This window comes from Terriglobia bacterium (genome assembly GCA_032252755.1).
Taxonomy (GTDB): Bacteria; Acidobacteriota; Terriglobia; order Terriglobales; family Acidobacteriaceae; genus JAVUPY01.
Genome location: JAVUPY010000031.1, coordinates 1 through 21,773, shown reverse-complemented (window position 1 = coordinate 21,773; position 21,773 = coordinate 1). Strand labels below are relative to the sequence as shown.

Below are 21,773 nucleotides of genomic sequence, written 5' to 3'. Positions count from 1 at the left end.
CCAACTAAGTGACCCAACCCCGGCACTGAGTTTTCGACGTGCAACATCTCTTCGAACCCGATCCATATGTGTCGCGGCGGCAAGCGATGGTGGAGCACCAGCTTCGCCGGCGCGGCATTCACGACGAACGAGTGCTGCGAGCAACGGAAGAGGTTCCGCGGCATGAGTTCATACCGGAGGCCGGACGGTTTCGCGCGTACGAAGACCAGCCGGTACCGATAGGGGAAGAGCAGACGATATCGCAGCCGTACATTGTCGCGCTGATGACGCAGTTGCTGGCGGTCGAACCGGAGAATGTGGTGCTCGAGGTCGGAACGGGGACGGGATACCAGGCGGCGGTGCTGTCGCGCCTGGGGCGACAGGTTTACACGGTCGAGCGGCACGCTTCGCTGGCGGAGAGGGCGCGGGAGATCTTTGTGCGACTGGCGTACGAGAATATCGAAGTTGTGGTTGGCGACGGGACGCTTGGATTCCCAGAGCACGCGCCGTACGACCGGATACTGGTGGCGGCGGCTGCCCCGAGCGTTCCGCAGCCATTGATCGACCAGATGCAGGACGACGGACGGATGATAATTCCGGTGGGGACGTCGGAGATGCAGGTACTGCAACTCGTAAGGAAGAGCCAGGGGGAGATTTACGCCAGCAATCTTGAAGGTTGCCGGTTCGTGCCGCTGATCGGGGAGTGCGGATTCACGAATCCGCACTGAGCGACAGTTCCATTGAAGCACTTTCTACGCTCCGCAATGGAGTTCTTCGAAGACGTTTTCAGAACAAATTCAGATCAATATCAGCCAGATAAAAGGACGAAAGCTCGCGCAATCGGGCCTAATGACCTCATGCTCGACGGATCGAGGAGGGACGAGAGCGTGAGACGAGAGACCCGTGCAAAGTACCCGAGGCATCATGTCCGCAATAGTCAAATTTGCCGAAATGGGAAGTGCAGCCACATCGCGAGCGAGACAACGGTGGCTATGAAAGGGGCGACGGAAGTTCACCGCGCGCTCTGCGCGCCCGAATTGCAGCACCTGGGTGCCTTTGAATTCGCCTCAACAATCATACCGGCGCGTCACGTGAGCGGGGATTTCGTTCACAGTCTGCAGCATCGTGGAAAGACCTTTATCGTTTTGGGCGACTTAATGGGCAAGGGACTCTCGGCGGCGATGTGGCTTACACACGTCATCGACCTTGTGCATCGTGCGGCAGAAGGATCGCAAAACGTGTGCGATCTGTTGAGCCGGCTTAATTCGGAGATTTTGGAGTCGCGGGTCCGAGCGCCTCTAATGAGCGCAGTAGCTCTGTGCTTCGAGGAAGGCAGCAGCGTGGTTTCGTGCGCGCTGGCCGGGCACCCGCCTGCTGTGATCATTCGGGGCGACGTTAACTTTGAGATTGCGACTGCGGGTGGCCCATTGCTGGGGGTGTTTTCCAGTCCACGATATGAGTGCCAAGACGTCGATTTGAGAAGAGGCGAATCGATCGTTGCCTTTTCTGACGGGCTGATAGAAAGAAGGGACCATCGTGAAGATTTCTCGATCGGATGGGTCGCAGCGCTGGCAGCGAAAGCTGCTGATGCCGCACCGCTGTTGACGATATCAACCCTGCTCGATGCCTCTACTGATTTGACGCGGGAGAATCGACTGGACGACACGAGCATCATGGTATTGCGGCGCTCAAAATGAGGTGCGAGACCTGGCGGCCTCCCGCCGAACCAGTTTTCAAGACGAGCACTTCTCCGCAGGAAACGACTTTCAGAAAACTCTCAGCCAGATTTCAGGTTGATTCAAGGACTTCCATTCAATGCGTAGATAAGCTCGTTGCATCACGTGGGGATACCGGATGCAGCCGGGGCCCGAAGAGAGAGGATGGAAAGTTCATGATGAAGCGAGTGACAGTCTTCGTGTACGGCGTGGTGAGTTACGCCGTGTTTTTTCTCACATTTCTTTATGCCGTTGGGTTTATCGGGAATATGGTTGTCCCGAGATCACTGGACTCCGCAGCGCGGGTTCCGTTCTGGCAGGCATTGCTGATTGACACGCTGCTGCTGGGCCTATTTGCCGTCCAGCACAGCGCGATGGCGCGGCCGGCATTCAAGCGGTTTCTGACAAAATTCATCCCGGAGCCGGCTGAGCGCAGCACATATGTTCTCTGCTCGAGTCTCGCGCTCATAGCTATGTTCGCGTTCTGGGAGCCGATCGGCGGCGTGATCTGGGACGTCGCTGATCCTGCAATCCGGAACGCGATTAACATGGTATTTGGTTTTGGCTTCGCTTTGGTTCTGGTTACGACGTTCTTAATCAACCACTTCGACCTGTTCGGACTTCGGCAGGTGACGTTGTTCCTGGCAGGGAAGCCATATACGCACCTCGAATTCCGTACTCCGCTCTTCTACAAGTTTGTGCGGCACCCTTTGTATATTGGGTGGTTCATCGCCTTCTGGGCGACGCCCACCATGACGGGCGCGCACCTGCTTTTTGCGGTCATGACATCGGTGTATATCCTGATGGCAATCGGCTGGGAAGAGCGCGATCTCGTAACGATTCACGGAGCCCATTACGAGGACTACCGGAAGCGGGTGCCGAAGCTTATGCCATCACTGGTGCCGTACCGGATGGAGAAAGAACCGGCGAGGAGTTATCGTCCGGTGGCATAGGTCCCAAAGAGGCGGTCGAGGCGGAGGGGCGGCTTCAGTGTCGCCCTTCTTGTTGTCTATGACGCAGGGGCCGATTGCCGCAATCGGTCGAAAGTCTGAACGGTGTGCTCCCAACCAAGAAACTCATGCAAAGACCGGAGGAAGATTCCCCATGCGGGTTCCTGCGGTAGCACCAGGTGGTTGCGGCTAGGGAGTTCGATGAATTTTGCGCCGGGAATTCTCGCGGCCAGGAGACGACTTTCCGAGACTGGGATCGCCGCATCGTCTTTGCAATGTAGTACCAGAGTAGGGCACTGGATCTTGGGCAGGAGATCCAGAACGTTTATCTTTCCTGCTTCGGCGAGGAGTTGTACGGCGTTCTCCGCCGAGGTGGTTCTTCGCTGCAGTTCGTTGAACCAGTTGGCTTGTTCGGGTGTCGCACCTGGCATGAATAGTGTCGTCCACAATTGCCAGAAGGCCGGATTATCCCTTCCCCATCCTAGTCTCACGAGAGTGAGAAGTGCATTGCGGCGTTCGATTTCGGAAGGCAAGTTACGGAACAGCCAACCGCGGGAATATGCACCATAGAGGACGAGTTTGCTGACGCGCTCTGGGAAACGAGCGGCGTACGATACCGCGACAGCACCGCCCTGCGAGATCCCAAGAAGAGCGAACCTGTCGAGTTCCAGGGTATCGATCAGTTGTTCAAAGTCGCGTACCCAGGCCTCAAACGAAAAATCAGAAATGTTCCAATCGGATAGGCCGTTACCTCGTTCATCGTAACGATACAACGTGTGGTGTTTCGTGAGCTCGGCCACCCAGTGGGCCCAGATCGGGCTTTGCCATTCAAACTCGAGGTGATTCAGCCAATTGGCTGCTTTGACGAGAGGCGGGCCCGAGCCGCACCGGGAGTAAGCGATGTTTACCCCATCCTTGGTCCGAAAAGACTGGATTTCCTGTGACGGGACTTGAGGGACTTGTCCTGGGAGAACATTGTTGACAGTGAGATCGACCTCGGCGGTGAGCCTTCGAACGGGGCAAAGAAATCGGTAGCCCTGGCGAGGAACGGTTTCAAGGAACTTGTTCCCCTTGTCCCCGAGGAGTTTTCGAAGTTGCGAGACGCAGTGATCGAGATTGTTTTCTTCGACAATCCTGCCCTGCCAGATCATCTCAAGAAGCTCTTCCTTTCGGAGGAGTTTGGCGGGGTTCTGCACAAAAATGCTCAAAGTCTCGAACAATTTTCCGCGCAGCCGGATTTCGACGCCGTTTCTCAGAAAACGGTGTTCATCGACATCGAGGGTGAACTCTGCAAAGGTGTAACGCTCCATACATCCTCCGCCTCGGCATGTTCATGATGAGGCCGATTATCCCGCTGACGCAGTCGCGGATTCTTGATTGTCGATTCTCGTCCACTCGAGAAACGCGGAGAGCTCTCGGACGAAGATTTGCCATCCGGGATCTCCCGGGCTGACCAGATGCGACCGGCTGGGCAACTCAACGAAGCGTGCCCCACGAATTCGTGTGGCAATCAGTCGGCCTTCCTGAACAGGAATAGCCGCGTCGTCGCGCGAATGGAGGACGAGGGTTGGACAGGAGATCTTTGGCAAGAGGTCGAGAATCTTGATCTTGGGGAATTCCGACATCATACGCACCGCATTCTCGGGCGAAGTTGAGATTCGTTGAAGCTCATTCAACCAGTCCATTTCGACGGAATCCGCATCCGGCCGAAAGAGCGTGGTCCAGAGCTGGCGGAAGGCGGGATTGTCGCGCCCCCACCCGAGCCGAATCAGCGTGAGCAGTGCGTTGAATTGCTCCGTAACGCTGTCGCCGGGTGCCGGCCATCCATTGGCGAACGCGCCGGTGAAAATCAGCCTGGTGACTCGTTCAGGATGACGGACAGCATATGCGGCAGCCACCGCCGCCCCCTGGCAACCGCCAAGAATTGCGAACTTCCCAAGGCCGGCGGCGTCGACGAGTTCCTCGAAGTCCTGAATCGTGCGTTCGAAGGAGAAGTCGTCGACATTCCAATCAGAAAGGCCGCTGCCCCGCTGGTCGTATCGAACGAGGGTGTGATGGCGCATGATTTCGGATAGCCAATGCCTCAAGAAGGGGCTCTTCCACTCGAAATCCAGATGGTTCAACCAATCGATGGTTCGAACCAGAGTCGGTCCACTGCCGCCCTTGGTAAAAGCGATACGCACGCCATCGCTGGCGGTAAAGAATTGGATTTCCTGGTCGGGTGCATCGGATCTTTGGACAGCAGGTTGGAGTTCCACCAGGTGCAGGGGATGAACTGGCGTCACGTTTGCAGTGAATCTATATCCGTGACGTGGAACAGTCTCGATGTACTTTGCGGGATGAAACAACTTGCGAAGCTGCGAGACACAGTGATCGAGATTGTTTTCCTCGACGACAGAATCAGGCCAGACCGCCTGCATAAGCTCGTCCTTCCGGACGAGGCGACCTGCGTTCTCTACCAACACACGTAGAGTGTCAAACAACTTGGCTCGGAGGCGGACTTCCTCATTGCCAGAGATGAGTCTTCGCTCACTCGCATCGAGGTGATACGGGCCAAAAACGTACTTCGCCACTTTTCCTCGGCGGCTCAGGTCCGTGGGCGTACTTGGACCGGCCTCGCCCCACCTTGGTGCCGTATTCTATCAGCTCCTAATTGTAGAGTGGAGGGATGGATCTTCGTACCACCGATGGGGCAGGCTACCGGGCGAGAAAGAAACTTATAGCGCAGGCTCGGGTTTTTACAGATGTAAGTTAATACTTACATATAACTTTACATAACGGTGAGGATCCTATGCTGAACAGAATAAAAGGGGTGTGGATGGCATGGGTCTTGGTGTCAGTGCTTGCGCTCCCGGCGTTTGCAGGAGAGCGCCGGGGAGATGCGAACGACCAGAAGATCCAGCAAGAAGTGAACAATGTACTTAATGGAAAGAAGGAGTGGAGGGATGTTCGGGCGAGAGTGAATGACGGAGTCGTAACTCTAAATGGTGAGGTTCCGCTGTATCGCGATAAGAAAAACCTGGAACAGAAGATTGGGAAGCGGAAGGGAGTAACCGGAGTTCGCGACGATGTTGAGATCGCGGGCACCACGGCTTCCGACCTGCAGTTGCAGGATACGCTGGCGAACAAACTGCGCTATGACCGCGAAGGTTTCGGCAGCGTGTTCAACAACCTGACGATTGGTGTGAACAGCGGTGTGGCTACCGTGGGCGGGACGGTGCGCACTCCATACGACAAGGAATCGGCGCTTAACCTGGTGGAGACTACGGCGGGAGTGAAGAGGGTGGTGGACAACATTAAAGTCGCACCGACTTCGTTCTACGACGATCGTCTGCGACTGGAAGTTGCGCGCGCGATCTACCGCAGGTTGCCACCAGGGTATGCACTTGATCCGCAGAGACCGATACGCATCGTGGTTGTAAACGGCCATGTGCAGCTCGATGGCGTGGTGGGCAGCAAACTCGACCGGCAGATTGCGGAAATGCAAGCACGGTCGGTGCCGGGAGTGTTCAGCGTGACGGATAACCTGGCGGTGTCGAGTCAGATGGAGTAGTAATGCCGATTGATGAATGACGAGATTCGCATTGACGATTGAACGGCAATGTCGAATGTCGTAACAAACCTGTGGGAGGCAACTGGGCAGGGCTTCCGTTGACCTTACGAGGTCAGTCGGAGGCGCTGTTCAGTATTTCTGGGGGTTGGAGCTTATTGCCGGCTTCGCGGAGTTTCTTCCAGAGGGTTTCGCGGCCCTGGCCGGTCTTAGCGGAGAAGGTGAGCAGGTCTTCTACGCCGAGTTCCTGTCGGATTGCGTTTAGAGACTTCTGCAGCTGCGAACCGGCGCGGTCGCTCTTCGTGACTACGACGACGAAAGGTCGATTGACGTGACGGAGCCAGGCGATAAGTTGGGCATCGCTCTGCTGGGGAGGAATGTTGCCGTCAACGAGGCAGACGCAGAGGGCGAGTGAGGGGCGGGATTCAAGGTAGGGGTTGATGAAGTTCGGCCACTCCTGGACGAGGTCCTTCGGCGCACGAGCATAGCCGTAACCAGGCAGGTCGGCGAATACCAGATCGGGCTTGGGGCGGCCGGGCCAGCGGATTTCGAAGAAATTGATGGTTTGAGTGCGCCCCGGTGTATTGCTGGTCTTAGCGATCTTACTTCCGACGAGCGAATTGATGAGGCTCGATTTACCGACGTTGGAACGGCCGAGAAAAGCAATTTCGGGCGGTCCCGGCGGTGGAAATTGCCGCGGGTCGGCACAGGCTCGCAGGAACTTGGTCATGATTCGCATTCAGGCGTTGGTTGAAGCCGCTTTCTTGCCGGCACGTTTTCGCACTGAAGCGCTTTCGGCGGGCAAGAAGATGGAAAAGCAGGTTCCACTCTTTTGTGCTCCGGAAGCGGTTCGGATGTGAACGGTGCCGTCGTGCTTACTAATAATATCGCGAGAGACCCACAATCCAAGGCCCGTGCCCTTTTCACCCTTCGTCGTGAAGAAAGGTTCGAAGAGGTGAGTTAGGTGGTCGCGTGGGATGCCACTGCCGCTATCTGCTACGACAAGCCTGACGCCGGATTGCTGCGACCGGCGATTCTGCGCCGGGCGAACACGGATGTGGAGCTTTCCGCCTTTCGGCATCGCGTCTACTGCATTGACGATGAGATTAGAGAAAACCTGGCGGAGTTCTCCAGGGAAAGCGACGATGGAGCAGGCGCCGTTTCTGCGGAAATCGACTTCCACATTGGAGTGGCGAATCTTGGGAGTGTAAAGTTCGAGGACGCTGGCTACGAGTTCGCCGATATCGACGTGGATGGGCGAATGAGACTCACGGTAGAAGGCGAGGATGTTACGGGTGATCTGGCTGACACGGGCAAGCTCGCTCGTGGCCATGTTGATGAACTTCTGCGAATGCGGGCTGAGGGATGCGTCCTGCGCGACGAGGTAGAGCAAATTCGTGACGGCGGCGAGAGGATTGTTGATCTCATGGGCAAGGCTGGCGGCCATTTTGCCGGCGGTGGCGAGCTTCTCGCTCGTGCGCAAGGCCTTTTCCGCGCGCTTGCGTTCCGTGATATCCATGTAGGCGGCGAGGGTCCCGCGCACATTGCCCGATTCGTCGAGCATGGGAACGGCGTGACCGAACATGTCGATGTGGCGGTCATCGGTCACGAGTTCAAATTCTTCGTTGCGGATTTCCTGTTTCAGGCGGGCGGCCTTCTGCTGAGGTAGTTCATTGGGCGGGATCTCCACGCCCTCGCGGAGGAAACGATAGGGCAGGCTGCGAGCCCCCGGGGAACTAGACGAGAGATTCTGAGCCCCGTCCTTTACCCCGAGCATTTGGGCGAAAGTCGGATTAACCCGAATGTCGCTGGATTCGGCATCGAGGCCGACGGCGACGGCTACAGGCATGGCGTGCATGAGGGCTTCGAAATCGGCGACCTTGCGCTGAAGTTCGCGATTGAGTTGGACGATCTGTTGTTCCGCTTCTTTCTGGTCGCTGATATCCCAGTTGACGCCGAACAATCGGATGACCTGACCGGCGTCGTCATAGACCAATTCGCCGAGGGTACGAATCCAGCGGGTGGTTCCGTCGGGCCAGATGATTCGGAATTCGGCGCGGTATGCCTTTTCCTGCTTCGCAATGAGGCGACTCATCAAGTCTCGAATGCGCGGCAGGTCGTCGGGATGGACGCGGTTTTCGAACAGTTCCAGCGTGGGCTTGGTCGAAACCGGGTCAAAGTTAAGCAACTCGTACTGCTCGGGGGACCAGGAGATGTCCCCGTTGACAACGTTCCACTCGAAAGCTCCCATATGGGCAGCGCTGAGCGATAAACGGCGAAGGCGTTCACTTTCGCGAAGCGCCTCTTCCTGATGCTTGCGGCTGGTGATATCGAAATTGACGCCGATGCTCTGGATGGCTTCGCCATGCTCGTTGTAAACCAGTTCGCCAACAGCCGCTACCCAGCGGATTGCACCGTCAGGAAGTTGAATACGGAATTCGGTGACGTGCCGGGGTTCGTGATTGGCGACCAGGTACTCCCATTCACGATAGAACCGCTCGCGATCCTCGGGAACGATGTGCCGGAAGGCAGTGACTGGCGTGCCATCGAATTCCTCTGGACGAACTTCAAAAAGTTCGAACTCGCGTTCTGTCCATGTGATCTTTCCAGTGGTGAGGTCCTGCTGCCAGACCCCCATCTCAGCGGCGCTGAGGGCGATGGAGCGGAGTTTCTGGATTTCCCAGACCTCCTGCTCGTGGGCTTTCTGATCGGTAACGTCCGAGTTGACTCCCATCATACTGATGGGGGTACCGGATTCGTCGTAGTTGAATTCGCCGACGGAGTTGATCCAGCGGACCTTGCCGTCGCTGGGGCGCCGGATGCGGAATTCGAAGCGGAAACGCCGCGCGTGATTGCTGGTCAGACGGTCGTATTCCCGGTCGATGGTAACGAGATCTTCGGGAAGGACGAGGCGACGGAAGTCATCGCGGTGATCGGCGAAATGCTCCCGCGACATGCCGAAGAGTTCGAACTGACGATCAGACCAGCGAACCTTACCTGAAGAGATCTCCTGGAAGAAGACGCCCATTTGCGCTCCTTCGATGGCGAGCAGGCGCAGGCGTTCGCTCTCCTGGAGCGCGTGTTCGGTCGCTTTCTCGTCAGTGATGTCGCGACCGATGCCCATCAGCTTCCATGAGCCGCGACCATCCTGTATGAGGCCTCCGCGAGAACTTACCCAGTGATAGGTGTTGTCATTCCAGCGCAGGCGGTAGTCGCAACTGTACTGGCCTTCACCTTCGAACGCGCGTTGAATGGCTGCGTGGACACGGTCGCGGTCGTCGGGATGAACATAGTCGAGCCAGGCGGAGACGGCGATGGATTCGGCGTGTCCGGGGCCGCGATAGAGGCCCATGTTATCGGAGCGGAGGATCTGGCCGGAGCCGACTTCGATCTCCCACGGCCACATCTTCCCGGCGACGTAGGCGGAGCGAAGGCGCTCCTCGTTTTCGATGAGTTGCTGCTCGACGAGTTTGCGCTCGTCGATGTCCATGGCGGCACCGGCGAAGACAGGTACTTGGCCCGGATCGTGGATTCTGCGGCCGCGATCATAAATCCAGTGGTAGCGGCCGTCGGGCCAGAGAAGGCGGAATTCGTCTTCCCAAAGTTCGCCGGTTTCAATGGCGCGACGCATGCCCGATTCGACTCGCGGGCGGTCTTCGGGGTGGACGCGCTCAAGCCAGTCGATGAACGTTTGCTCGGGGCCGAATTGCGGGGTGCCGGTATCGTCCGGCTGCAAAGGCCGGGTGATGACCCAGTGCTCGAGGTCGAGACGGCAGGTCCAGACCTTGGCCGCTGCGTAAGCGGTTCGGAGACGCTCCTCCGTTTCGACAAGGCGGTTTTCCTTCTCGGCGAGGTCGGTGACATCGATCGCGAGCGCGATCATTCGGTGCGCCTTGCGGTCGGGCCCGGCGATGAAATTGGCATGAACCGCGATGTAGCGGATGGTCCCGTCAGGCTGGACGATGCGGAAACGGTCTCGGCGATGCGGGACGCCTGCGGCAACGGCATCCTCGATCGCAGCGAGCGCGCGCGGACGGTCTTCCGGGTGAAGTCGTGCGAGCAACTCGTGCATTGTCCTGGCCCCGTCTTCCGGAGGGATGCCGAGCAGGTGATAACCCTGGGTGCTCCACACGATTTCGCCGGTGTCGAGATCGGCCTCCCAGATGGCGAGGGTGCCGGAGTCGGCGACGACCTGAAGTCGCTGCTGCAGGGAACCGGAATGGGCGCTGGCTACTTCGTGCATCGGGAGTCCCAGGGGGGAACAGCCTGTTTACATATCCTAGTCAGATTCGAGGAAAATGCCAATTTGCCGGCGGCATTTTCCGCGAAAGGCATTGGATTCCCGAGAAGTACTAAGGTTGTCCGAGTAGCTCGAAGGCGGCGGTCGCTTCGGCGCGGATGGCGGTGAGGAGGGCGTCAGGAAGCGCTGGAGCGAAGAGAGACGAGTGTAGTGGGGGCAACGGAATGCCAGTCTTCTGGGATTCGGCCAGTTTGGCGGGATCGGCGGCACCGACCCATATCATGATGGCGGGGACTCCGGCGCGGCCGATTTCGCTGAAGTCTTCCGCACCCATCACGGGCCTGCCGGGGAGGACATGGTCGGCGCCCATTGACTTCGTGAGGGCAGCAGTCAGGCGTTCTGAAAGTACGGGGTCGTTGTAAGTGGAATGCACGGACTCCGGGTTGGTGATCTCGGGCATACGCGGAGCGCCAGCGGCAGTCGCTTCGGCGTCGCAGATACGGCGGATAGCCGTCATAGTGTGTTCGCGGACTTCGTCTCGGTAACTGCGAATAGTGAGCTGGAGTTTGACCTCGTCCGGAATGATGTTGCCGCGAGTGCCTCCGTGAATGGACCCGACGGTGACGACGGCTGGATCGAAAGGACTGGTCTCGCGGGAGACGATGGTTTGCAGCGCGAGGATGATGCGAGCGGAAATCACGACGGGATCGATGGTGTGGTTGGGATAAGCTCCATGTCCGCCTTTACCGAATACGGTGATCTCGATGGCATCGGAGCTGGCGAGAGCGGCGCCTGAAACGATCGCAACGGTGCCGGCGGCGTAGTCGGGCGAGTCGTGAATGGCGATCGCGAAATTGGGCTTAGGGAAGCGGGTGAAGAGACCGTCCTGCAACATGGCACGTGCACCTTTGACCTGCTCCTCTGCCGGCTGTCCCATCATGACGACGGTTCCGCGCCAGCGGTTCTTGTTTTGGCTGAGCAGCGTGGCGGTGCCTAGCCACGAGGACATGTGGAGATCGTGTCCGCAGGCGTGCATGACGGCAACTTCGTGCCCCGAGTCGTCCTTAGCCACGACTTTGCTCGCGTAAGAAAGGCCGGTGCGTTCGAGAACGGGAAGGGCGTCCATGTCGGTGCGGATCAGGACGGTAGGGCCGGGACCGTTCTTCAGGACGCCGACGACGCCAGTGCCACCGACTTCTGTGGTCACTTCGAAGCCGAGTTTGCGAAGAGCATCGGCCATCTTCTGCGCAGTTCGGATCTCGTGCGTCGAGAGTTCGGGGTGCTCGTGCAGGTCGACGTAGGTGGCCTGAGCGGCAGGATAGATAGCGTCGACATCCTGCGCAGATGGAGCGAATTTCTGGGCGAAGGCCAACGGGGAGCAGAGGAGCAGGATAAAAAGAGCTACTCGGGACATGGTGCAAGCAAAGTACGCGAAAAGAGAGCAACAGGCAAGAATACGACGCACCTCAGGATGTCAATGGGGCCGTGCCATCGGAAACTGCCGGTCAGGGCACTTCCAGTCGCGCCCAGAGTAGACGACCGATGTTATCGCGGGAATAACCTCTTCTCAGCCTGGAGCAGGGCGTCGTACATCTGATCGAAGCTGTCGATGGCGAATAGAATGCTGTGGATCTCGTCGACCTTGACGGGCGTGTCCAGGACGGTGTCGAGGTCGAACGGTTCGACAGCGCATTTGCCCTCGATCACAGCGCTGGATTCTCCATGGGAACTGATAACGCCGCTGCCGAAGATCTTCAATTTGCCGCGCTGCCGGATGAGGCCGAACTCCACGGTATACCAGAAGACGCGGCCAAGTTTCTCCAGGGCGATATCGTCGTGCGCAGAGAGGCAAAGCTGGCCGTAGTACTGGAGGAAGTCGGCGAAGACCTTATGGGCGTGCATCGGGACGTGGCCGAAGACATCATGGAAGATGTCGGGCTCTGGAGTGTATTCGAGGCTGCTGCGGTCACGAAGCCATGTGGTGGATGGGAAGTGCCGGGCGGCGAGCATTTCGAAGAAGGCCAGAGCCGGTAAGAAGCCGGTTACAGGAGTCGTGCTCCAACCTGTTCTGGGCTGCAGACGGCTGGTGATGTTGGCGAGGTTCGGGATCCGGTCGTTGCGGATTCCGATCGCCTGATAGCCGTCGAGATACTCGGCGCAAGCGTGATCCTCGATTTGGCTTCGGCGACGTGCGACGAGAGTGGCCCAAGTTTCATGTTGCTCGGGAGTGTAGGACGCGTAATCCTGTGAACACAGATAGGGTTCCGCGAGCTTGAAGTTGACAGGGTTCTGAGTCTGCATGATGTCTTGTTAGAAGGATGCTGTTGAGGGTTAGAAGGGTTCATCCAGGCACGAAATGAAAGGTCCGCGATACGCGGACCTTTATTGATCACTCCAGAGTTGGCAATCACTGATGTGCGGTTGCCGTGTCCGGTGGCGGCTGCAGGGCACCGAGGCCGGGAGTTTCCTCTTCGGCCGGGACGTCGGGCAGCGGGCGTTCGAGGGCGTGGTGCAGGACCTCGTCCATGGTTTCGACGAATCGGAGAACCATCACGGTCTTAAGGTTATCCGGGACCTCTGCGAGGTCTTTCTCGTTTTCCTTCGGCAGAATGACCTCGAGGATGCCGGCGCGTTGAGCGGCCAGCAGCTTTTCTTTCAGTCCTCCGATGGGAAGAACCTTACCGCGAAGGGTGATTTCGCCGGTCATTGCGACGTCGCGACGCACTGGAATTTTGCTCAGTGCACTGGCGATGGCCGTAGCCATGGTGATGCCGGCCGAGGGGCCGTCCTTGGGGATGGCGCCTTCGGGCACATGGATGTGGATGTCGACGTTGCGATAAAAGTCGCGCGGCAGGCCGAGGCGGTGCGAGCGGGAGCGAACATAGCTCATGGCGGCTTGCGCGGACTCCTGCATGACGTCGCCGAGTTTGCCGGTCAGAGTCAGCTTGCCCTTGCCATCGACGACGGCGACTTCGGTGCTGAGGATTGAGCCGCCAACTTCAGTCCAGGCCAGTCCGGTGACGAGACCTACTTCGCTGCGTTCGTTAGCGAGCGTATCGCGGAATTTCGCTACGCCGAGGTAATCGGCGGTGTTCTCGCCGTTGATTTCAATCGCGAATGACTCACCGTCGTGGACGACTCTGCGGGCGACCTTGCGGCAGACGTTGCCGATCTCGCGCTCGAGGTTGCGGACGCCGGCTTCGCGCGTGTAATAGCGGATCATGGAACGGAAGGCGTCGTCGGTGAACTGGAGATTCTTCTCCGTCAGGCCCGCCTGCTCACGCTGCTTGCGCTGCAGGTACTGCTTGGCGATCTCGACCTTTTCGGGCTCGGTATAGCCGTGTAGGCGGAGCACTTCCATCCGGTCCTGTAGGGCCGCCGGGACGGTGTGAATGACGTTCGCCGTTGCGATGAAGAAGACCTGCGAGAGATCGTACTCGACGTCCAGGTAGTGGTCGACGAACATGTAGTTCTGCTCGGGGTCGAGCACTTCAAGCAGGGCGGCAGACGGATCACCGCGGAAGTCCATCGACATCTTGTCGATTTCGTCGAGCATGAAGACCGGGTTCTTGGTGCCGGCCTTCTTCATCATCTGGATGATCTGGCCCGGCAGGGCGCCGATGTAGGTGCGGCGATGGCCGCGGACCTCGGCTTCGTCGCGCACGCCGCCGAGCGACATGCGAACGAACTTGCGTCCTGTGGCCTTGGCGATCGACATGCCCAGCGACGTCTTGCCGACGCCGGGAGGTCCGACGAAGCAGAGGATCGAACCCTTGGGGTTCTTCACCAACTGGCGGACGGCGAGGAATTCGAGGATGCGCTCCTTGATCTTCTCCAGACCGTAGTGATCTTCGTTCAAGACTTTTTCGGCGAAGTCGATGCTGCGGACTTCCTTGGATTTCTTTTTCCACGGCACCGCGAGCAGCCAGTCGAGATAGTTGCGGCTGACGGTGGACTCGGCCGACATCGGCGGCATGGCTTCGAGTTTCTTCAACTCGTTGATGGCCTTGTCGTGAACGTCTTTTGGCATGCCGGCGGCGTCGACCTTCTTCTTCAATTCGTCCCACTCGCTCTTTTCGCCGCGGCCGAGTTCCTTCTGGATCGCCTTGATCTTCTCGTTGAGGTAATACTCGCGCTGGGCACGTTCCATCTGGCGTTTTACGCGCGACTGGATGGTACGGTCCATGTTCAGCTTCTCGATTTCGATGTCGAGCACGTCGGCAACGCGGTTGAGGCGCTCGACGGGATCGAAGATTTCGAGCAGTTCCTGCTTTTCCTCAATCGAGAGCTGAAGGTTTGCGGCGATGGTGTCGGTGAGTTTGCCCATGTCGTCCATGCGGACGTGGGCGGCCATGGTCTCGTAATTGAGCGATTGGCAGAGCTTTACGTACTGCTCGAAGAGCGAGATGACGCGCTGCATGGCGGCTTCGGCCTGGGGCGTCATTTCGGGCGTGTATTTAACAGTGCGGACAGTTGCGTCGTAATAGCCGTCGGTGGTCTCGACTTGGAGAATTTTGCCGCGTTCGATGCCTTCGACAAGGACCTTGATGTTGCCGTCGGGCAGTTTGAGGCTCTGGACGATGTTGACGATTGTGCCGACCTGGAAAATTTCGTTCGGCTTGGGTTCGTCGACGCTGGCGTCGTGCTGGGTGGCCAAGAAGATGCGTTTGTCACCGGCGAGAGCTTCCTCCAGGGCGCGGACGCTCGACTCGCGACCAACCACGAACGGGGTCATCATGAAAGGGAAGATGACCACATCGCGGATGGGCATCATCGGCAGCTTTTTGGTTTCGAACTTTTCCTTGGTCTGGCTCACTCGCCATGCCTCCCGTGGCACCCGGCTTCGCTTACAGAATCGAAGCCCTCGAACCCCTTGGGCCCACTAAAACTACGTTATTCGCAGCCTACTACATCGACCGTAGCGCTTCAACCGATGCAACCCTCACGCTAGTAACGCGAAAAGGTCACTAAAGAACCGGATACTGCAGTGCCGATACGGGAGCCAAACAGAGTCAGCAACTTAGGAGCTGAGGTACAGCGAATGTGCCGCGAAGGTTTGAGACAAAATTCCCGGATTGAAATCGGTGTACAAATCCAGTTGCAGATACGCGCATTCGATAAGGTGGTGCGGGGAGGGGGACTTGAACCCCCACGCCCGTGAGGGCAACAGCTCCTAAGGCTGCCGCGTATGCCATTTCGCCATCCCCGCACACGCTGAGGAGCGATACGCTCCAATAAGGGATTTCATATTTATTGTGCCATGGTTCGGTGAGAGGCACCAGAGAACTCAAGGGCCATTCTTCGTCGCAAGATAGTAGTGGTTCTCACCTGCGTCTGTTCGTTCACCCATGATTACAAGGCCGTTCTCTCGCAGGATTTCCCGGTAACGTTTGTCACCCAATGAAACGGACTGAAGACCAGTCACAGAATCTTGCCAACTCAAGGGTTCTGTTGGGGCGGTGAACAGAAAATGGCCGCACGGGTGGAGGGCTGTCGCAGTCTTCTGTATGAGGAGCCGCTGGGTATCGGCCTCCAGCAGAAAAACCAAACCGCACGCAACCACACCATCGAACCTCCTGCTGAAGAAGTTGGAGTCTTCTATGGCAGCGCATTCGGTTTGACAGTCAGGGAAGCGGCGGCGAAATTCAGAAATTAGGGTGGGAGAGGCGTCTATACCGAAGACGGAGATACCTTGGTTTACCAGGACCTGAGAGATTGGAATGCCGTGACCGCAGCCGAGGTCAAGGACGCTGGCATCTTTCGGCAGGGAGCGAGCCCAATCTTGAAGAATGTCCGCACCGATTCGAGGGTTGCGCACGCGGATGAACATTTCGGCGCAGGCCTCGTATCCGTTCGACTTGTCTTTCAAGTTCATCTGCTCCGAGGAGTGTAACCGGTCAGGCACGACACGAGCCCCCACGAAAATCTGAGTTCCAGAATTCTCCAACTTGCGCTAAGATTCGACCACTGTATAGCTCTCCCAGATCGCTCCCCCGAAAAGGGCTAGTCCCTTTTGCATCAGCTCGTGCCCTTGGCTGGGTAGATGTCGACGAGGACTGAATACCGATGGAGACGTTCGGTTTATTTGTGACATTTCTCGGCGCGGCACTGTGGTTCTATGGCGACTACAACAGTTGGCCTGCCAGCTACATGGCGGTGATCCTGCTGGCCACGGCCATCAGCGTCGCTTACCTGAACGCGCGATACCGGTTTCATCTCTGCATTGTGCTGGCGATCGCGGTGATTGGCTCGGAGTACTACATCAGGACCAACGAGCCGGTTATGAGCGACATATACCTGGTTTCGCCGAGCATGTGGACGCTGGGCGGAATGGCGGTCGTACTGGCGATGCTTGGTTGTGTCGTGGGTGGTTTCTGCCGGACAGTGCTGGGACCCGAAGAACACCCTCACGGCTTCTGATCCGCGATACTGGTGCCTGCTTCTGTTACTCTTGACGGGTTCGGAGAAACCCGCATGACCATTCCTAACCAGCCTGAAATCAAAGTCACAAATTCAGAAGAGTACCGAGACGGCTATTCCAACAGCGTGCAGGTGCGTGTAAACGTATGGGACTTCTTCCTCGTGTTCGGAACGCTTGTTCCTATCGAGGACCGTGTTGAAGTCCGTAACTTCCAGGGAATCTACCTGAGCCCACAGCAGGCGAAGGCGCTGGCGACGATCCTGGCGCAGAACGTAGCAAACTACGAGCAAACCTTCGGCGAAATCAAACTGGATCCGAAACTCGCGCCGGGGCCGATTCACTAATCCATGGGTTCGCGCGAAAGCTTGCCGTTACCCCTCCCGCGGACGGCGTACGGGTTCGCGGGCATCTTCTGCGCCATCTGGCTGCTGCATGGGCCGGTGCTGCGGTTGCCATATTTCTGGGATGAGGCGGGATACTTCATCCCGGCCGCGCGCGACTTCTTGCTCACCGGCGACCTGATTCCGCATACAACTCTGTCGAACGCCCACCCTCCACTCGTGATGATCTGGCTGGCCGGGTGGTGGAAGCTGAGCAACTACACGCCCGCGGTGACGCGCACAGCGATGCTGCTGGTGGCGGCGTTTGGGCTGCTCGGCTTGTGGAAACTGGCGCAGCGTGTAGTGAACTCGAAAGTGGCAACCGCGACGGTGATTCTGACCGCGCTGTACCCCATCATGTTCGCGCAGTCGTCACTTGCACAGTTGGATATGCCGGTGATGGCGCTGACCCTGTGGGCGCTCTACTTCTATATAGAGGAGCGGCGCTGGCTCGCGGTGCTCATGTTTTCGCTCGCGGCCTTGACGAAAGAGACGGCACTCATCACGCCGTTTGTGATCTTCGGCTGGGAGGTGCTGCGGGCGGGCATCTCGCGGGTGAAGAAGGAGAAGGCGCCGATTCGCTTGGGCGCTGCGGCGACTATGCTGCTTAGCTCTGTCCCGCTGCTGATCTGGTATGTATACCACTACTTTCGCACGGGATACGTTCTGGGGAATCCGGAATATCTGCAGTACAACCTGGACTCGACTTTGAGTCCGCTGCGTATCTTTGTCGCGCTCGGAATCCGGCTATGGCACACGTTCGGGTACATGAACCTGTTCGTGCTGACGGTTGCAGCAGCGGTTGTGGTGCGAGAACCGGTCGTCGCGGACAACGGGCGGGACCGAAAAGGAATCGACAGCGAGACGAAGATTCTGTTCGGGCTGATTATTCTCGCGCACGTTGTCGCGTTCTCGATTGTGGGTGGGGCGGCCCTGGCGCGCTATATGCTCCCGGCGATTCCGCTCGTGATTTTGTTGGCGGTTACTGCGTTGTATCGGCACATGAAGCCTTGGACAGTGTGGTGCGGGTTGTCGGCGGCGGCGTTTGTGGTCGCGCTGATTTTCAATCCCCCCTGGAGAATTGCGCCGGAAGACAATCTCGCTTACAGCGACTTCGTTCACCTTCACGCCGACGCGGCGGCGTACCTGCAGAAGAACCATCCGGGAGCGACGGTGCTGACGGCGTGGCCAGGATCGGATGAGTTGAACCGGCCGTTTCTCGGTTACGTGAAGAAGCCCATGACGGTGGTTCGTGTGGAAGACTTCTCAGCCCCGCAAATACTCGCCGCCGTGAAACAGCGCGATCTCTTCGACGCGGTGTTCATCTTCAATACCAAGTACGACCCGCCGAGAAATTTCCTTGCAGGATTTGTGTGGTGGAACCGGCTGCAGGAGCGGTTCTTCGGCTATCACGAAGATTTTCGGCCGGAACAGGCAGCGATGCTGATGCAGGGTCGGATCGTGTGGAGCGAGGAGCGCGGCGGACAGTGGGCGGCAGTGATCATGGTAGAGCACGTGCAAAACGCGAAGAAAATTGTGCCATCGCGTGATCTCATCGGGCCACTGGGGATGGGGAAATCGGGTAATCGGGGAATCTGGTAATCGCAAGATCGGAAGACAACCTCCTCAGCGCTTTGCTTCTGCTAATTTCCTTGCCCGCCTGAAAATCTCAGTAAACATTATTTCGGTGAGTTTGCCGGTGGCCGTGTTCTGGTTGGACGGGTGGTAGGAGGCAAGCAGGATGACGCCGTTGGGCATCGTGTATTCGGCGGCGTGACCGAAGGCGTAGTTCTTCTTCGAGATGGTGTGGCCCTGGCGTTTGAGGAAGTTCAGATAGGCTTCGAAGCCGATGCGGCCCAGGGCGACCACAACTATGACATTCTTCAGCGCGGCTAATTCACGATCGAGATAGGGAGCGCAGGCGGTGATTTCGTCCGGCGTAGGTTTGTTATCCGGTGGCGCGCAGCGGACTGCCGCAGTGATGTACGCGTCGATCAGGCGAAGGCCGTCCTCGCGACTGTCCGCGTTCGGTTGCGACGCGAAACCGGTTTTGTGCAGTACGGGGTACATGAACTTGCCCGAGGCGTCGCCAGTGAAGGGGCGTCCAGTGCGGTTGGAGCCGTGGGCGCCCGGCGCAAGACCAAGAATGAGAACGCGGGCATTCGGGTCGCCGAAGCCGGGCACGGGCTTTGCCCAGTACTCCCAATCGAGATAGGCGCGACGTTTCTCCCGGCCGATAGCCTCGCGATAGTCGGTGAGGCGCGGGCACAGGCGACAGGAGACGATTTCACGGTTGAGGACCGAGAGAGCGGAGGGCATGTCCCAATGATAACGGAAGGACCAGGGGTGGAGCCGACATGAACCATGATGTCGGCTACCGGTGAGACCTCGCCATAGTTCTTGCAAAGGTTCGAGACAGAGAGCGCCTGCCCTGTTGGCTTGCTGGCAGTCACATCTCTAAAATTTAGCCGGATACGAGGCAACAGGCCATCAGATCAGGTGGGCCGTTCCCCGATAGGTCTCAATCCTTTGCCGGCACGATCGGCAGCAGAACAAATGATGGATGCTGCGCATCGTGATAAATCTGCTGGTTCGCCTTCTCCATGTGTGAAGTTTTTCCGAGCGCCTCTCCCGTGTTCAGATTCCGGTCGTATTTCGGAAACGCTGAAGACGAAACTTCGAGCCGGATACGGTGATCCTTCTTGAACATGTCGCAGGTGTTCCAGAGATTGATGTCGTAGGCGTAAATCTTTCCGGGTTCGATCAACTCGGGTTTGTTCATCCCCTGGCGAAACCGCGCACGGACCATGCCATCACTCAGACGTTGGGCGTAGCCATTAGGCCAGACGTCGACTAGTTTGGCCATGAAGTCAGTGTCTTTGGCTGAAGATGCCGCGTAAAGCTGTGCCCGGATGGGCCCGCAGACCAGCGTGTCTTCGGCGACCGGTTCGGATGTATAGACGAGAACGTCCTGCCGGCGCTCCACCTCGCGGTAATCATCGGGACCGCCGATCTGCGCGAACGACGGCGCGGTAATGAACGGCGTGGGATCTGCCGGGTCATAGGTGTACTTGTCCGTGGCATCTTGCGCAGGCGATTGTGGGCTGAGTCTGCCGTCGCCGTCGAGCGTGTTGGCGTGACCGGCGCTCGATAGGAAGTACTTGGTGTATTTTGTGCGAGCGATCGGCCATTCGTTTTCGTCGTCCCAATTGTTCGCACCCATGATGAAAATATGCACCGGCGGTTCCTTGTCGATACCGTTATCGACGCCCCTGAGCCAGTGATCGAACCAGCGCAGCCACAGGCCTTCCATGTCGATCTTGTCGGTGGGGCCGAAATCGACGTCGGCCATCTTGGTAGTGGAGTTGATTGCGTGAGGCCAGGCCCCCATGATGAGCTTCTGTCCCTCGCGGACGGCTTCTGGTTGCGACTTATCCGTCATGCCGATGAAGTTCAGAGGAGTGCCAATCTGCTCGTCGTCGTACCAACCGGAGATGTGCAGCACCGGAACCTTCACGCGATCAAATTTGTCCTGATAGTGAAGAGGTGCCCAGTACGGGCCATCCTGCGCGTGGTCAATATCGTCTTTCCAGCCTTGGTTGGGGCGGCCGGCGGCTTCGTCCAGGTCATACAACGGGAGGTGCCACATCAGCTTCTTCCAGTCGACAGCGTCCATGTTCTGCATCAAGTGTCCGGCGGTCAGGTGAAGCCAGCTGATGTCGAGGGGCAAGGGCACGCCGGTTGGAAATTCAACGAACGGGTCGGATGGACTGACCATCGCGATCATCGTCGTGAGGTGAGGTGGCTGTGTGACGGCGGTTAGCCACTGAATCATGCCGTTGTACGAGCCGCCAATAGTTGCGACCTTGCCTGTGGACCACGGCTGTTTCGCGCACCATTCGATCGCGTCGTACCCGTCGAGTGCGTCGTGGCGATAGGGAACAAAGGTGCCTTCGGAATCTCCGCGCCCACGCACATCCATCGCAACCCAGACGTAGCCGTGCGTGACGAAGTTCTTCGCGATCTCGTAGGCGCTGGGCTTCGTGTAGGGAGTGCGGCTAAGAATGACGGGGAACTTGCCGGGGGCGTCGGGCCGATAGATGTCGACCGATAACCTGACGCCGTCGCGCATGGTTACCCAGCGGTCGAACTCCGGCTTGATGCCGTACGACTGTTGCTGCGCGAAAACATGAATACCGAGTGAAAGAAAAAAGAGTACGAAAGTAGCCCGGCGAAGCATAGTGCCTCCTCGAGACGAAGTTATGGACCCGCTGCGTGCAGAAGAAAACGAACCGCCTTTTCGGCGAATAAGCCTATTCGGCCCAACGCTCGCCGCTATGCTTGTCGTGCTCAATCCGTTTAAGCATATCCAGCGAGCGCTCGGGCGCGATGTGGGCGCAGGCCACCAGGATGCAGTTCAGCAGCGCGACCGCTGCCGTGTACGAGGCCGCCAGCGACGAATTAGCCACCGACGCGAGCAGATGTGCATCGCAGTGACGAGCCAAAGGACTGAATTCGCTGTCGGTGATTGCCAATGT

General features: G+C 58.1%; 18 protein-coding genes and 1 tRNA gene. 7 read left to right on the top strand and 12 right to left on the bottom strand.

Annotation, left to right across the window (positions count from 1 at the left end; translation table 11 throughout):
* The first annotated feature begins 38 nt into the window (after positions 1-38).
* From ROO76_07815 to ROO76_07805, 3 genes are all read left to right on the top strand, one after another.
* Positions 39-707: a protein-L-isoaspartate(D-aspartate) O-methyltransferase gene (locus tag ROO76_07815; protein ID MDT8068059.1), complete on the top strand. Its 669-nt coding sequence runs from the start codon at positions 39-41 to the stop codon at positions 705-707.
* Between the two features lie 264 nt (positions 708-971).
* Complete coding sequence (locus ROO76_07810) at positions 972-1,676, top strand: PP2C family protein-serine/threonine phosphatase (protein ID MDT8068058.1); 705 nt, start codon at positions 972-974, stop codon at positions 1,674-1,676.
* A gap of 197 nt (positions 1,677-1,873) precedes the next feature.
* A complete protein-coding gene (locus ROO76_07805; protein MDT8068057.1) occupies positions 1,874-2,647 on the top strand; it encodes an isoprenylcysteine carboxylmethyltransferase family protein in 774 nt (257 codons plus the stop codon).
* 56 nt (positions 2,648-2,703) lie between these two features.
* On the opposite strand, the gene ROO76_07800 is transcribed toward ROO76_07805, so the two are convergent.
* Together ROO76_07800 and ROO76_07795 are read right to left on the bottom strand one after the other, a co-directional pair.
* Positions 2,704-3,954, bottom strand: coding sequence for an alpha/beta fold hydrolase (locus ROO76_07800; protein ID MDT8068056.1), 1,251 nt, complete (start codon positions 3,952-3,954; stop codon positions 2,704-2,706).
* A gap of 36 nt (positions 3,955-3,990) precedes the next feature.
* Positions 3,991-5,217, bottom strand: coding sequence for an alpha/beta fold hydrolase (locus ROO76_07795; GenBank protein MDT8068055.1), 1,227 nt, complete (start codon positions 5,215-5,217; stop codon positions 3,991-3,993).
* Between the two features lie 218 nt (positions 5,218-5,435).
* Here ROO76_07795 and ROO76_07790 point away from each other — a divergent pair, with 218 nt between their 5' ends.
* Complete coding sequence (locus ROO76_07790; protein MDT8068054.1) at positions 5,436-6,197, top strand: BON domain-containing protein; 762 nt, start codon at positions 5,436-5,438, stop codon at positions 6,195-6,197.
* Positions 6,198-6,309: 112 nt separating this feature from the next.
* Here the strand turns inward: ROO76_07790 and yihA are convergent, their stop codons facing one another.
* From yihA to ROO76_07755, 7 genes are all read right to left on the bottom strand, one after another.
* On the bottom strand, positions 6,310-6,924 hold the full coding sequence (yihA, locus tag ROO76_07785) for a ribosome biogenesis GTP-binding protein YihA/YsxC (protein MDT8068053.1): 615 nt from the start codon (positions 6,922-6,924) through the stop codon (positions 6,310-6,312).
* Between the two features lie 9 nt (positions 6,925-6,933).
* Entirely contained in the window at positions 6,934-10,437 is a 3,504-nt protein-coding gene (locus ROO76_07780) for a PAS domain-containing protein (protein MDT8068052.1), read from the bottom strand.
* Between the two features lie 109 nt (positions 10,438-10,546).
* Complete coding sequence (locus ROO76_07775; GenBank protein MDT8068051.1) at positions 10,547-11,848, bottom strand: amidohydrolase; 1,302 nt, start codon at positions 11,846-11,848, stop codon at positions 10,547-10,549.
* A 131-nt stretch (positions 11,849-11,979) separates the two neighbouring features.
* Positions 11,980-12,735, bottom strand: a complete 756-nt coding sequence (locus ROO76_07770; protein ID MDT8068050.1) for a phenylalanine 4-monooxygenase — start codon at positions 12,733-12,735, stop codon at positions 11,980-11,982.
* A gap of 106 nt (positions 12,736-12,841) precedes the next feature.
* The gene (gene lon, locus ROO76_07765; GenBank protein ID MDT8068049.1) at positions 12,842-15,250 is read right to left on the bottom strand and encodes an endopeptidase La; all 2,409 of its coding nucleotides are present in this window, start codon (positions 15,248-15,250) and stop codon (positions 12,842-12,844) included.
* A gap of 307 nt (positions 15,251-15,557) precedes the next feature.
* Positions 15,558-15,643, bottom strand: a tRNA-Leu gene (locus tag ROO76_07760).
* Between the two features lie 78 nt (positions 15,644-15,721).
* A complete protein-coding gene (locus ROO76_07755) occupies positions 15,722-16,309 on the bottom strand; it encodes a class I SAM-dependent methyltransferase (protein MDT8068048.1) in 588 nt (195 codons plus the stop codon).
* 191 nt (positions 16,310-16,500) lie between these two features.
* On the opposite strand from ROO76_07755, the gene ROO76_07750 reads away from it, so the two are divergent.
* The 3 genes from ROO76_07750 to ROO76_07740 are packed head-to-tail and all read left to right on the top strand — an operon-like array spanning position 16,501 to position 18,837.
* The gene (locus ROO76_07750) at positions 16,501-16,854 is read left to right on the top strand and encodes a hypothetical protein (GenBank protein ID MDT8068047.1); all 354 of its coding nucleotides are present in this window, start codon (positions 16,501-16,503) and stop codon (positions 16,852-16,854) included.
* A gap of 54 nt (positions 16,855-16,908) precedes the next feature.
* Positions 16,909-17,199, top strand: a complete 291-nt coding sequence (locus tag ROO76_07745; protein ID MDT8068046.1) for a DUF3467 domain-containing protein — start codon at positions 16,909-16,911, stop codon at positions 17,197-17,199.
* A gap of 3 nt (positions 17,200-17,202) precedes the next feature.
* Positions 17,203-18,837, top strand: a complete 1,635-nt coding sequence (locus ROO76_07740; protein MDT8068045.1) for a glycosyltransferase family 39 protein — start codon at positions 17,203-17,205, stop codon at positions 18,835-18,837.
* Positions 18,838-18,861: 24 nt separating this feature from the next.
* Here ROO76_07740 and ROO76_07735 read toward each other — a convergent pair whose 3' ends face one another.
* From ROO76_07735 to ROO76_07725, 3 genes are all read right to left on the bottom strand, one after another.
* Complete coding sequence (locus ROO76_07735) at positions 18,862-19,554, bottom strand: uracil-DNA glycosylase (GenBank protein ID MDT8068044.1); 693 nt, start codon at positions 19,552-19,554, stop codon at positions 18,862-18,864.
* 202 nt (positions 19,555-19,756) lie between these two features.
* Positions 19,757-21,475: a CocE/NonD family hydrolase gene (locus ROO76_07730; protein MDT8068043.1), complete on the bottom strand. Its 1,719-nt coding sequence runs from the start codon at positions 21,473-21,475 to the stop codon at positions 19,757-19,759.
* 73 nt (positions 21,476-21,548) lie between these two features.
* A partial coding sequence (locus ROO76_07725; protein ID MDT8068042.1) for a hypothetical protein occupies positions 21,549-21,773 on the bottom strand: 225 nt, incomplete at its 5' end.